The organism is Asinibacterium sp. OR53, from assembly GCF_000515315.1.
Lineage (GTDB): Bacteria > Bacteroidota > Bacteroidia > Chitinophagales > Chitinophagaceae > Sediminibacterium.
Genome location: NZ_KI911562.1, coordinates 1863355 through 1877500, shown reverse-complemented (window position 1 = coordinate 1877500; position 14146 = coordinate 1863355). Strand labels below are relative to the sequence as shown.

At 45.8% G+C, this 14146-nt stretch carries 10 protein-coding genes (1 of these 10 cut by a window edge); 3 read left to right on the top strand and 7 right to left on the bottom strand.

Features of this window, described 5'->3' with window-relative positions:
* Positions 1 to 262, bottom strand: the beginning of a protein-coding gene (gene truA / locus SEDOR53_RS0108370; protein WP_026769328.1) for a tRNA pseudouridine(38-40) synthase TruA. Its footprint begins 482 nt before the window's first position; only the first 262 of its 744 coding nucleotides appear in the window; the start codon lies at positions 260 to 262; its stop codon lies beyond the left edge, outside the window.
* A 5-nt stretch (positions 263 to 267) separates the two neighbouring features.
* Positions 268 to 942 (bottom strand): hypothetical protein, encoded by a 675-nt coding sequence (locus SEDOR53_RS0108365; protein WP_157576739.1) that lies wholly within the window; start codon positions 940 to 942, stop codon positions 268 to 270.
* A gap of 146 nt (positions 943 to 1088) precedes the next feature.
* Here SEDOR53_RS0108365 and SEDOR53_RS0108360 point away from each other — a divergent pair, with 146 nt between their 5' ends.
* The gene (locus SEDOR53_RS0108360) at positions 1089 to 3566 is read left to right on the top strand and encodes a M1 family metallopeptidase (RefSeq protein WP_026769326.1); all 2478 of its coding nucleotides are present in this window, start codon (positions 1089 to 1091) and stop codon (positions 3564 to 3566) included.
* 90 nt (positions 3567 to 3656) lie between these two features.
* Here the strand turns inward: SEDOR53_RS0108360 and SEDOR53_RS0108355 are convergent, their stop codons facing one another.
* Complete coding sequence (locus SEDOR53_RS0108355; protein ID WP_026769325.1) at positions 3657 to 5306, bottom strand: CTP synthase; 1650 nt, start codon at positions 5304 to 5306, stop codon at positions 3657 to 3659.
* 254 nt (positions 5307 to 5560) lie between these two features.
* On the opposite strand from SEDOR53_RS0108355, the gene SEDOR53_RS0108350 reads away from it, so the two are divergent.
* A complete protein-coding gene (locus SEDOR53_RS0108350; RefSeq protein WP_026769324.1) occupies positions 5561 to 6442 on the top strand; it encodes a dienelactone hydrolase family protein in 882 nt (293 codons plus the stop codon).
* Position 6443: 1 nt separating this feature from the next.
* Here SEDOR53_RS0108350 and SEDOR53_RS0108345 read toward each other — a convergent pair whose 3' ends face one another.
* From SEDOR53_RS0108345 to purL, 4 genes are read right to left on the bottom strand one after another with little or no spacing between them, the layout of a single operon-like run.
* On the bottom strand, positions 6444 to 7367 hold the full coding sequence (locus tag SEDOR53_RS0108345; RefSeq protein WP_026769323.1) for a CHAD domain-containing protein: 924 nt from the start codon (positions 7365 to 7367) through the stop codon (positions 6444 to 6446).
* 3 nt (positions 7368 to 7370) lie between these two features.
* Complete coding sequence (gene proC / locus SEDOR53_RS0108340; RefSeq protein ID WP_037360825.1) at positions 7371 to 8171, bottom strand: pyrroline-5-carboxylate reductase; 801 nt, start codon at positions 8169 to 8171, stop codon at positions 7371 to 7373.
* A 49-nt stretch (positions 8172 to 8220) separates the two neighbouring features.
* On the bottom strand, positions 8221 to 9222 hold the full coding sequence (rfaD, locus tag SEDOR53_RS0108335) for an ADP-glyceromanno-heptose 6-epimerase (protein ID WP_026769321.1): 1002 nt from the start codon (positions 9220 to 9222) through the stop codon (positions 8221 to 8223).
* 6 nt (positions 9223 to 9228) lie between these two features.
* Positions 9229 to 11457, bottom strand: coding sequence for a phosphoribosylformylglycinamidine synthase subunit PurL (gene purL, locus SEDOR53_RS0108330; RefSeq protein ID WP_232214742.1), 2229 nt, complete (start codon positions 11455 to 11457; stop codon positions 9229 to 9231).
* Between the two features lie 407 nt (positions 11458 to 11864).
* On the opposite strand from purL, the gene SEDOR53_RS0108325 reads away from it, so the two are divergent.
* Entirely contained in the window at positions 11865 to 14054 is a 2190-nt protein-coding gene (locus SEDOR53_RS0108325) for a glutamine synthetase III (RefSeq protein ID WP_026769319.1), read from the top strand.
* The last annotated feature ends 92 nt before the right edge of the window (positions 14055 to 14146 follow it).

Sequence of the window (14146 nt, the reverse complement as noted above, 5' to 3'; positions counted from 1 at the left end):
CCGCCACATCGGGCAGCAGGATGGCATTGAGATTATACACATGCTTATCCGTCAATTCCAGCGCTGTATCTACATGAAAAAAATTCTGCAAAGCATGTACCCCTGCATCTGTCCGCGATGAACCGGTAAGCGCAAAAGGCGCTCTGAATAAGACTTCCAGCGACCTTGTAAGTTCCGACTGTATCGTGCGATGATGATCCTGCACCTGGAAGCCGCTGTAATGCGTTCCCATATATGCCACTTCCAGGAAATACCTCGCCATGCCTGTTATTTTGAAATGTGCGGCACAAAAAGAATGACCGTATCGGCCTTATTGCCATTGGGTACTACATAAACCAGGTCTACCCCATCTGCTCCCGTTTTTTCGTATATCTTCCGGATGAGCGAACCAGCCTGTGGTCTTTTTTCTGCTGCACTGGCCGTACTCACCGGCGCCCCCTGCTTTATTTCTGTAGTCACTATATTTTTAGATTCGGCAGCTTTTTGTTCCTTCCGCTTCACAACCGGTTTTTCCTCTGTTACTACCGGCTTTTCTTCTGTTGCTACCGGCTCATCAGCAGGCTTCTCTTCTGTTTTAGCCGTTGCCGCCGTGCCTTTGATGATGTTGAAGCTGACCATATCGAAAAGCGTCCAACTATTGTCAACTCCTTGTTTCAACGAAAAACCACGGTCGTCTTGTCCCAGTTGAATCTTAAATGCATATTCATTCATACTCCTGGGAAAACCCAGCAAAATAGTGTAATCACCGCTGTTCAATTGTGGCACCAGCAGATATCCGCTGGTATTGGAACTATAGTTGGCGCCGTTCAGCTTCACATAATAAGGCTGGTTGTTTTCAGACTGAATATAGATATACCGTGCATGTTGCGCTTCTGCACTACCGAAGATCAACGCCATCAGCAACGATAAGATCAAACAAAAAATAGTACGCTTACCTCCCATGAACATCTGTTGTTTTTACAAAAATACTTAAAAACCCTACTTGCCATCACTATACAGCAAAGGGTTCCGGCGCTCCGTTCGTAAAATTATACTCGTTTCAATAATCTTCCCGGTTATCTTTAACATTGAAAAGCTAAAACTATTTCATGAAAAAACTCTTACTCGCCATTACCTTATTTTCAGCGGTGATGGCATCATCTCAACCATCCGGGAACACCGACGACGGATGGAAAAAGATCTACCGTGCATTTGCCACCAAGGTCAACGACCTCGTACACACCCGTCTCGACGCCCGCTTCGATTATGAGCATGCCTACCTCAACGGAAAAGTATGGCTTACTTTGAAGCCGCATTTTTATTCAACCGATTCTCTCCGGCTCGATGCCAAAGGAATGGATATCCACAAAGTAGCCCTTGTTAAAGCCAGCGGTGCACAGGTTTCGCTGAAATACGCTTACGACAGTTTCTTCCTGGATATCAAACTTGATAAGGTCTACAAAAAGAATGAGTCTTACACCGTATTCATCGATTACACCGCCAAGCCCAACGAATTCAAGACCGAAGGCAGTGCGGCCATCACCGATGCCAAGGGACTGTATTTTATCAATCCGAAAGGAGAAGAAAAAGACAAGCCTACGCAGATATGGACACAGGGTGAAACAGAAGGCACTTCTGTTTGGATACCCACGATCGACAGGCCCAACCAGAAGTCTACACAATTATTCAACCTCACGGTTCCTGCAAAATATGTTTCACTTTCCAATGGCTTAATGACCAAACAGGCTAAAAACGCCGATGGTACCCGCACCGATACCTGGGTCATGACCCAATCGCATGCGCCTTATCTTTTCTTCATTGGTGTGGGTGATTATGCTGTTGTGAAAGACAGTTACAAAGGCAAGGAAGTAAGTTATTATGTGGAGAAAGAATACGAGAAAGTAGCCCGTAAAATTTTTGGTTATACGCCCGAAATGATCCGTTTCTATTCTGAGAAACTGGGCATTGAATATCCCTGGCCTAAATACAGTCAGATCGTTGGCCGCGACTATGTAAGCGGTGCCATGGAAAATACTACCGCTACCCTGCACCAGGAAAGCGCCCAGCAGGATGCGCGGGAACTTGTTGATGGCAATGCCTGGGAAAGTGTGATCGCCCATGAACTTTTTCACCAGTGGTTTGGCGACCTGGTAACTGCTGAAAGCTGGAGTAATCTTACGGTGAATGAAAGTTTTGCCGACTATAGCCAATACCTCTGGTTTGAACATAAATACGGGAAAGACGAAGCTGGTTTCGAACAATACAAAGAGATGCAGGAATACCTCAGGAGTACCGATACCGACCGTGACCTGGTTCGTTTTTATTACCGCGATAAAGAAGATATGTTCGACCGGGTGAGTTACAACAAAGGCGGCCGTATCCTGCACATGCTGCGTAATTATGTAGGCGACGACGCCTTCTTTGCATCGCTTAATAAATATCTTACCACTTACAAATATGGTAACGGCAATGCCCACAAACTGCGATTGGCATTTGAAGAAGTTACAGGTAAGGACCTGAACTGGTTTTTCAACCAATGGTATTTTGGCAATGGTCATCCTAAGCTCGACATTAGTTATGCATACGATGCCGGAAGGCATATACAAAAAGTGATCATCAAACAAACGCAGTCAGGCGACAAGGTATTCAAACTGCCCCTGGCCATTGATGTATATACAGGATCACAAAAGCAAAGACACCAGGTGTGGGTGGAAAATAAAGTAGACAGCTTCCTGTTTACAGTAAGCGCAAAGCCTAACCTGGTGAATGTAGACGCCGACAAAATGGTACTGGCCGATAAAAAAGACAATAAGGGCCTCGAAGAGTTCATTTTCCAATACAAGCATGCCGGCAATTACCTCGACAGAAGAGAGGCTGTTGAATTTGCCAGCAAAAAAATCAAAGACCCGGCAGCTTACCAATTAGTGTACGAAGCCCTCAGCGATCCTTTCTATCGCATTCGTTTGAAAGCGCTTGGCAGTTTTGGTTCCGCTACATTGGATGCGCCTACGATTGCCAGGATAGAAGCCATTGCAAAGAAAGATTCCAGCCGCATAACAAGAGCAGAAGCCATCGCAGAATTGGGTAAGCTTAAGCTCAGTCAATATAGAAACTTCTTCCTTTCTGCCGTGAGCGATTCATCGTATTCTGTATCTGGTGAAGCACTGAAAGCATTAGCTGGCATCGATTCTGCAACTGCGTTGAAAGAAGCCACCCGTCTTTCCGGCGAAAAGAACAAAGGCAAGTTGTTATTAGCGGTTACCGATGTACTGGTCTCTTATGGTGGTGAAAATAATTTTGAAACAGTAGCGGAAAAGTTTGCTGCCATGCCTGTAAGCCAGGAGAAATTCACTTTTCTGATGTCTTTCGGGGAATTTGTTGGCAAGCTCACCAATCCCGCACAATTTCGTCGCGGAGTAGACCTGATCGTTGCCTTTAGAAATGCTATTCCTTCACAGGCACGTGAACAAACCGACCCTTATATTAATGGAATGATTTTGGGAAACATCCTTAGCAAAAAAGAAACTGCCGGCGCCAAAGAAATGGCGGATTATATCAAATCAAAAACAACATCCTCAAAACCTTAAGAGGAATAAAAGAAGGGGCTGCGTAAACTTTATGCAGCCCCTTCTTTTATTCCTCTTTGCCCTGGGCTTAAGCCCAGGGCAAAATATTATTTAGATCTTTTCTCCAACAAGGCTTGGCTTCTTCACTTGTTCTTTCTGATCATTGTATTTTTTTGCCGCTTCTACAAAACTCACAAACAGCGGAGCGGGTTTCTCTACGGTACTTTTTAATTCAGGGTGGTATTGCACACCAATAAAGAATGGGTGCTGGGGTATTTCAATGATCTCTACCAATCCTGTTTCGGGGTTATATCCACTTGCATACATACCATGCGCTTCTAGCTGCTCCAGGTATTCATTGTTGAATTCATAACGATGACGGTGCCTTTCACTGATATGGGTTTCACCATAAATACGGTGTGCCAGTGATCCTTCTTTGATTACACAAGGATAAGCGCCCAATCGCATGGTGCCACCCATCATCTTGATCTTTTTCTGTTCTTCCATCATGCTGATCACCGCATTGCCGGTAGACGTATCCATTTCTGTTGAGTGTGCGTTGGTTAGTCCGAGTACATTCCTAGCAAATTCAATCACCGCCATCTGCATACCCAAACAGATACCAAAGAAAGGCAATCCTTTTTCACGGGCATATTGCACCGCCACGATCTTTCCTTCAATACCCCTCAGGCCAAAACCCGGTGCAACCAGTAATCCATCCAGTCCTTCCAGTTTTTCTGCCACATTATCTGTGGTGATGTATTCGCTGTGTACATTCACTACCTGCACTTTTACTTCGTTGATGGCGCCGGCGTGTACAAAACTTTCGAGGATAGATTTATAAGCGTCCTGCAGTTCAATGTATTTTCCGATCAAGCCAATGGTGACTTTGCTTTTAGGATATTTCAGTTTATCGAGAAAGCCCTTCCATTTTTCCAGTTCGGGTTCTTTGTACCCCTGTATGTTCAGTTTTTTCAGGCAGATCAGGTCGAGTTTTTCACGCAACATGAGCAGCGGCACTTCGTAGATGGTGGGTGCGTCCATCGCTTCGATCACTGCTTCCTGTTTGACATTACAAAACAATGCGATCTTTCTTTTGATATCGTTACCCAGGGGCTCTTCTGTACGACATACGATGATATCGGGATGCACACCTGTTTCACTCAGCATTTTCACACTATGCTGGGTAGGTTTAGTTTTCAATTCCTTCGCCGCTTTCAGGTAAGGGATGAGGGTGAGGTGTACCACCATTACGTCTTCATCGGGCAGTTCCCATTGCAACTGGCGTACGGCCTCGATAAAGGGAAGACTTTCGATGTCACCCACCGTACCGCCTATTTCGGTAAGGATGATGTCATATTTGCCATCTTCACCCAGTAAGAGCATTCTTCTTTTGATCTCATCGGTGATATGGGGTACCACCTGTACGGTTTTACCCAGGAAATCTCCCGCCCTTTCTTTATTGATCACTGTTTGGTAAATGCGGCCTGTAGTAACGTTGTTCGCCTGTGAAGTGTAAATATTCAGGAAACGCTCATAATGCCCCAGGTCGAGATCTGTTTCAGCACCATCTTCGGTTACATAACATTCTCCGTGCTCATAAGGGTTGAGCGTACCGGGATCCACATTGATATAGGGATCAAATTTCTGGATGGTCACTTTCAACCCTCTTGCCTGCAATAACTTCGCCAGTGATGCAGCAATGATTCCTTTTCCTAAACTACTCGTTACCCCGCCGGTAACAAAAATGTGCTTGGCCATGATCTGCTTTATTTATCAATTTATCTATTATATGCAAAAAAATACCCAAATGACCCATCAACAGGGTTGCTGTTGCTGTGTCAGTGAATCCATTAAAAATTTGACCTGGGAAATGATTGTGATATAATAAAATATCTCAGAGGTCATACAAAGGTACGGCAAAAAATTTGATACTGAAAAATAGCGGGGCAACTCTTTCTCGTTCCGTTGCGAATTGTTAATTTGAGGTGAACATCTTTATAAAACCCTCTATTATGAAAAAGATAGCATTCCTGGCAGTCGTTGCTTTTTGTACAGCAGCCTTTTTCGCCTACCGGTATAAAACACCAGAGCCCAGGCTGTTGAGTGCCGATTGTTACACTAGTTGCTTCAATGGCGATGTACGGGAACAGTACCGCCAGGAAGCAATTACGCCTGCTTTTGCCGCCATGCATGAGCAGCCTTTGTATTATAAATTAGAAAATGCAACCGGGGAACCGGTAAGTTTCAAGGCGGCTGATGGAACTCCGGCCATGGGATACCAGATCAAAAGCAAACACAAAACGAATAACTGGATATTGGTGATACAGGAGTGGTGGGGACTGAACGACTATATCAAAAGGGAAAGCGAGACACTGGCCAGGGAGTTGGGCGATGTGAATGTGCTCGCCCTGGATTTGTACGACGGAAAAGTGGCCGCTACACCCGACAGCGCGATGAAACTGGTGAGGGCAGTTAAAACAGAAAGGCTCGAAAGCATCATCAAAGGTGCCATCACCTATTCAGGTGCGCAGGCAAAGATTTATACGATTGGTTGGTGTTTCGGCGGCATGTGGAGTTTACAAACAGCTTTACTCGCCGGAAACCAGGCAGCCGGATGCGTTATGTATTATGGTCGTCCAGAAAATGACTTATCCAAATTGAAGGCACTGCATTGCGATGTGATCGGGTTCTTTGGCAATAAAGACAAAAGTCCTTCTCCGGAAATGGTCACACAATTTGAACACGATATGCAAGGCCTGGGTAAAAAATTGACGGCTTACAAATACGATGCCGGTCATGGTTTTGCCAACCCCAGCAATCCATCCTTCAATAAAGAAGCAACTGCAGATGCCCATCAGAAAGCGATTGCTTTTCTGAAAGAACACCTGCGGTAAATTACTCAATGGTCTGATACCCATGTATTTTAGAAAGCTGCAACGGAAGAAGGGTACCTAACTGACCCAACGCTTCTTTTTTCAGGTCTTTTTTTTCTTTCAGCCATTTGAACCATAATGCCTTTAACTCTTTCTCCCATGCATCAGGTTTATTACCAGCAGTTGTTTCTAATAAATTGAGCGCAACGCCTCTATCTATAAACATACCCAGTATATTGGATATGTCTTCTACTTTCTTCCATTGATTTTGATCCCAAAATGAAAAGGGGAGAGGAATTTTATTGGCATTTTTATATAGGTATTTGATATACAGCATGCCCTTCATATTCTTTCGAATGATGTGCAACTCTTCATCCGCATATTGCTCCTTAGCAATAACAGCTAAAATAGTAGACAGTTTTTCTGCAAGAAACGTTTGTATTAACCTGTTTCCTGCTTTGCGGGGTATTACATGGGTTATTTCATGCTCTATTTCAGATAACTCTTTTCTTTTCAGGAAGCTTTTTCTTTTTCCTTCGATTTGCTTGATCTCTTTTTTCAGTTCGGCTATTGGGTTTTGAAATAGTTTAAGGTTGGCCGTATTATATTCTTTGATCTTTTCAATACATAATTGCCGGTCTCGAATCTTGCCAATTAAAGAATATATTTTTTTGATGCGATGCGGGAGCTTTAATAAATCCTTTTTGCTTGTCACGCCACTTTGAAGCATACTCAAAAAAGCGCTCAGCTTTTTTACATTTATACGAAAGGCATGGATATCTTCTTCATCGTATCGCTTCTTTATTCGAGTAATATGTTTAGAGAGCTTTTGAAAATAATCATGAATAATATGTGAGGCATTATTTATTTCCATAACAGCAACCCTTATTTCTAATACTGGAATATCAATACTGCAGGGTTTGAGATAATCCACTATACTCACCATGCGCTACATATCATCTATAATCTTCCTATAGCTCGTAACAATTCCTTTGATGAGGGAAGAGCTGAATCCCTGGTGCTCCATTTCATTCAAACCGGCAATGGTGCATCCTTTGGGGGTGGTTACCTTATCAATCTCCTGTTCGGGGTGTGTATTTTTTTGCAGCAGCAATTCCGCAGCGCCTTTTACTGTTTGTGCGGCGATCAATGAAGCCGTTGCAGCGCTGAAACCGATCTCGATGCCGCCCTGGATATTGGCGCGGATATAACGCATGGCGTAAGCAGTACCACAGGCACCCAGTACAGTGGCGGCATCCATTAACTTTTCTTCAATGAAGACCGATCTGCCCAGCTGATCGAACAGGGCGGATACATATTGTATTTGTTCTTCGCTGGCCTGGTGCGCGCAGATACAGGTCATGCTCTGTTGTATGGCAATGGCCGTATTAGGCATAGCACGGAAAACAGCGAACCGGTCACCCACGATTTTCTGGATGTCTTTGATCCACACACCGGTAACTACACTCACGAGCACATGTTTTTGAGGATCAAGCAATGGTTGCAGACTCGTAAGTACTTCTTTGATCTGAAACGGTTTTACAGCCAGTATGATCCACTCAGCATAACGTACAGCTTCACTGTTGTCATTACTCACCATCACCCCTTTCGTTTCCAGCGATTTGAGGGTACTGATGTTTCTTTTGGTCACCACCAGGTGTTCCGGTTTGATGAAATGACTATTCACCAATCCTTCGGCCATGGCCATTCCCAGGTTGCCACCACCGATGATGGCTATTTTCTTGCTCATAATTCAACTTTAAAAAGAAAAAAATGCAACCAACCACTGCAATTGCCTGTTAAAAATATTGCATTGTGGCGAGATAATGGCGCACATAATCGTTTACGCCCTCTTCGAGTGAGTAAAAATCATCGGTGTAACCCGCATGATGAAGCTTCTGCATATTAGCTTCTGTGAAGTATTGGTACTTATCGCGAATGTCTTCCGGCATGTCAATGAAAACAATATTCGGCGCTTTGTCCAGCCCCGCAAAAGTGGCTTTCACCAGGTCGTTGAAACTGCGGGCCTTGCCGGTTCCCAGGTTATACAGGCCATTTTTCGCAGCTGACCAGGCTCCATTGAGCATGACGTGCATCATCCACCCCATCACTTTTATTACATCTTTGACGTACACAAAATCGCGCAACTGCTCACCGTCTTTGAACCCTTCTTTATGGCTGCGGAACAATTTCACTACACCCTCTTTTTGGATCTGGTTGAACGCATGCCAGATCACGCTGGCCATGCGGCCTTTGTGGTATTCATTCGGACCATACACATTAAAAAACTTGAGGCCAGCCCAACAAGGCGGCTGTTCTTCCTGTGCCAAAGCCCATTTATCGAATTCATTTTTACTAACACCATAAGGATTCAAGGGATGCAGTTGCGCTACTACTGCATGATCATCATTGTAACCCAATGCCCCATCACCATAAGTGGCGGCGGACGAAGCATAAATGAGCGGGATATTCAAAGCGGTGCAGTATTGCCATACCTCTTTGGAATATTGCACATTGAGCGCTTCGTGAATGCTGTAATCAAATTCAGTAGTATCGGTACGCGCGCCGAGGTGTATCACGCAGGCAACAGCCGGCTGGTGGTCGTTGAGCCAGTCCATCAGGTTGTAGCGCTCAACAATATGCGCGTATTTTTTATGCTCCCAGTTCTTTCTCTTCGCTTCAATGCCAAAATCATCTACCAGTACCAGTTGATGAAATCCAAATTCGTTCAGGTATTGCACCATGCAGGATCCGATGAAGCCGGCCGCACCTGTTACAATGATATAGGGTTGTTCTGGCATCGAAATTTAATTCAGCAGTTTTTCAATGGCCGTATCGTATTGTAGTTTCCAGTCTTCGATGCTGCCCCAGTTCTCACCGTTCACTACTACCTGTGAGCCGCCTACCGTTCCCAGCATGGTTACCACAATACCTGCCTCTTCTGCCTGTTGCATCAATGTGGCCGCCTGTGCTTCGCTGCACGATACCACTACCCTGCTTTGTGCTTCTCCAAACCAATAAGCGTCTTTGCGCAGGTTGGTTTGTGCATTTACCTGGAAACCGAGGTTGCGGTTGAATCCACTCTCGAGCAAAGTAATTGCCAATCCGCCTTCGCTGATATCGTGTGCACTTTTCACCAGTTTTTGTTTGATGGAGGCTGACACAAACTGCTGTACTTTATATTCTTCATCCAGGTTGAAATGAGGTGCAGGTGAAAATTCCACGCCCTTGATCTTATGCAGGTATTCCGAAGAAGCGATATCGTTCCTGGCTTCGCCGATCAGCAAGATAAGGTCACCCGCCTCTTTGAAATCCATGGTCATGCGGTTATCAAAATCATCCACAATACCCACCATGCCAATTGTAGGAGTAGGATAAACAGGACCTTCCGGATTCTGGTTATAAAAACTCACGTTACCGCCGGTAACAGGTGTGTTGAATTTGCGACAGGCATCGCCCATACCGGTTACTGCTTTCACAAACTGGTAATACACTTCCGGATCGTAAGGATTACCGAAGTTCAGGCAGTTGGTAACACCGATGGGCTCACCACCACTGCACACAATGTTGCGGGCGGCTTCTGCCACGGCGATCATGCCACCCTGGTAAGGATCGGCAAAAACATATTTGCTGTTGCAGTCAACCGTTATAGCCAATGCTTTACCGGTACCTTTTGCCAGCACGATGGAGGCATCGCTGGGGGCATTGGTGGAACTGTTGGCAGCGCCCACCATACTGTCGTATTGCGTGTACACCCAACGCTTGGATGCGATGTTGGGAATTTGCACCAGTTGTGCGGCTGTTGCTTTCAGATCTGTTGTATCACTGATGCTGTCGATGTTAAAGGCTTTGATCTTTTCGAAGTACCTGGGTTCTTTGTATTCCCTGGTATATTGCGGGGCGCCGCCGCCCAGCACCAATTCATGTGCGGGAATTTCAGCTTCGAGTACGCCGTGCATGTAGAACTTCAACAGACCATCATCAGTTACTTCTCCGATATTGCTGGCCGAAAGATCCCATTTCTCAAATACTTTCAATACGGCTTCTTCTTTTCCTTTTTCGACTACGATCAGCATGCGCTCCTGGCTTTCACTCAGCAGCAATTCCCATGCTTTCATGTTTTGCTGGCGTGTAGGCACTTTATCGAGATCGATGCGCATTCCCACACCACCTTTGGCGCTCATTTCCGCTGTAGAACAGATAATGCCGGCTGCACCCATATCCTGCATCCCTACCACCGCGTTGGTAGTAATGAGTTCGAGGCAGGCTTCGAGTAATTTCTTTTCCTGGAAGGGATCGCCTACCTGAACAGCGGGCAGTTCTTCTGCACTTTCTGCTGTGATATCGGCCGATGCAAAGGAAGCGCCGCCGATGCCATCCTTGCCGGTGGCGCTGCCTACAAAGAATACCGGGTTACCGATTCCTTTGGCCGTAGCACTGATCATATCTCCCGCCTTCATGATACCCACACTCATGGCATTCACGAGGGGGTTGGTATGATAACAATCTTCAAAATAAACTTCACCACCTACGGTAGGAACGCCGAAACAGTTGCCATAATGACCAATACCGTTCACTACACCACCCAGTAAACGTTGCGTTTTCCTGTCCTGCAGGTTACCGAAACGGAGGCTGTTGAGGGAGGCGATGGGTCTTGCGCCCATGGTAAAAATATCGCGTTGTATGCCACCCACACCGGTAGCCGCTCCCTGGAAGGGCTCGATCGCGCTGGGGTGGTTATGACTTTCTATTTTAAATACAACACCGAAACCGTTGCCCATATCCATCAGACCGGCATTCTCTTCACCGGCGGCCACCAGCATCCGTCCGCCGTCGCGGGGAAGGGTTTTGAGCCATTTGATGGAGTTTTTATAGCTGCAATGCTCACTCCACATACCACTGAAAGCGCATAATTCGGTAAAATTGGGGGTGCGGCCCAGTTTCTGTTTGATCAACTCAAATTCATCTTCTGTTAAGCGAAGTTGCTGGGCGGTTTTAACGGTAATTTCCATGATGGCGCAAAGGTAAGGAATCAATGGCTCGATTACTCAATGCCCGATGGCTCAATGACGTTTTAGACTGTCCTGTTGGCATACATCAAAAAATGGCCTGCTAACTTATAGCTAACTTGTGGCTAACTAGAAGTAAACTAGAAAGTAACTACAAGCTAACTGTCGGCTTACTACCGGCAAACTTGTTTCTTACTGCTTGCATACTAAAACCAAACTGGCACCATACTCTTTTCACACTCCCTGATTTGTCTTTTAAAAAAGCCTTTTAGATAAGAAATTACAAAATAAAATGAATTACAAATAATTCTATGTTTTGTTTTTACCCAAAATTTGCATTTTTTTCTTCAAAAAATATCCTACTTGTTGATTTTTTGGATTATTTGAACGTATTTTGTGCCGTTAATTAAGTCAAATAAAACAAACAACTGATTATGTCTTTGAGATTTAATGCCATCAGCAGCATCACCAACGACTCAGCAGGGGCGGCGGTACCCAATGCCAAAGTCACCGGAATTTTCGGCTCTAATGTATTTACACTGAAAACAGCCCGCGAATATTTGGCCGATGAGGCTTATAAAAGTCTTGTTACCAGCATCCGTGGTGGTAAAAAGATCGACCGCAACGTAGCCAACCAGATTGCCAACGGCATCCGTGCCTGGGCAGAGAGCAAAGGCGTTACCCACTACACGCACTGGTTCCAACCCCTTACCGGTACTACTGCTGAAAAGCATGACTCATTCTTTACACTGAAAAGCGACGGCACTGCCATCGAAGAATTCGACGGCGCTGCGTTGATCCAACAGGAGCCCGACGCTTCTTCTTTCCCCAGCGGCGGTCTGCGCGCTACTTTCGAAGCCCGCGGTTATACTGCATGGGATCCTTCTTCACCGGCTTTCATCATTGAAATCGGAGAAGGTAAAACACTCTGTATCCCTACTATCTTCGTTTCTTATACCGGTGAATCGCTCGACTATAAAGCTCCCCTGCTGAAAGCGCTGGAAGCTTTGAACAAATCTGCCGTAGAAGTTTGTAACTATTTCGATAAAAATGTAACCAAAGTAACACCTACCCTCGGTTGGGAACAGGAATACTTTGTGATTGATGAAGCGCTGGTGAATGCACGTCCCGACCTAGTACAGTGCGGTCGTACCGTATTCGGCGCTGCTCCTGCCAAAGGCCAGCAACTGGAAGACCATTATTTTGGTTCTATCCCCGAGCGTGTGTATGCATTCATGAGGGATTACGAGCAGGAAGCTTACAAACTGGGTATTCCTTTACGTACCCGTCACAATGAAGTAGCTCCCGCACAATTTGAGTGCGCTCCTATCTTCGAAGAAGTGAACATCGCTGTTGACCACAATACTTTGCTGATGGACGTAATGAGCCGCGTGGCCAAACGTCATAAGCTGGTAGTACTGTTGCACGAGAAGCCTTTTGCGGGCATCAACGGTAGCGGTAAGCACAACAACTGGAGCATGGCTACCGATACCGGCGTTAACCTGCTGGCTCCCGGTAAAACGCCCAAGACCAACCTCATGTTCCTTACTTTCTTCGTGAACACCATCAAAGCAGTGCATGATTATTCTGATGTGTTGCGTGCTGCTATCGCTTCTGCTCCCAACGACCACCGTCTGGGTGCCAACGAAGCACCTCCTGCCATCATCTCTGTATTCGTAGGTCAGTACCTGGCGAAAGTATTGGGTGATATCGAAAGCAGGGTGAACACCAAATTCGATGAGCAGGACGAAGCCATCCTCAAACTGGATCTGCACAGGAGCATTCCTGAGCTGATGCTCGATAATACCGATCGTAACAGGACTTCTCCTTTCGCCTTCACTGGTAATAAATTTGAATTCCGTGCCGTTGGTTCTTCTGCCAACTGCGCCATCTCCATGACCGTGCTGAACACCATCGTTGCCAATACCCTCAAAAAGTTCAAGACCGATGTTGATGCACTGATCGAGAAAGGTGATAAGAAAGAAATCGCCATCATGCACGTGATCCAGAAATACATCGTTGAAAGCAAGAATGTACTGTTCGAAGGCGATGGTTACAGTGAAGAGTGGCACCACGAAGCGGAGCGCCGCGGTCTGCCCAACCTGAAAACAACACCTATTGCATTGGATGCCTTCCTGACCGATAAAGCCAAGAAGCTGTTCGAATCTGCAGGCGTTTATACTCACACAGAACTGGAAGCCCGTCACGAAATCGAACTTGAGAAGTACATCAAGAAAGTACAGATCGAGGCACGTATCATGGGCGACCTGGCCATCAACCATATCCTGCCTTCAGCCATCAAATACCAGAATGAACTGCTGGCAAACGTGAACGGACTGAAAGCAGCAGGTTTACCCGAGAGCGCTTACAAGAGCCAACTGGCTGTATTGAAAGAAGTGAGCGAGCACATCCAGGTGATCCACGATAAAACACATGCCATGGTGGAAGCCAGGAAAGTGGCCAACAATATCGACAATACACGCACCAAGGCCATCGCTTACGAGAGCCAGGTGAAAGCAACGTTCTTCGACGAGATCCGCTACCATGTTGACAAACTGGAGCACCTGGTTGACGACGATGCATGGACATTGCCTAAATACCGCGAGATGCTGTTTTTAAGATAAGTTTTTTTGACTTGAGCAATCGGGGGTTGTTCCTTAAGTGGGGCAGCCCCTTTTTCATGCCGATGAATTATGCGTTTTTGCCGACATTAACA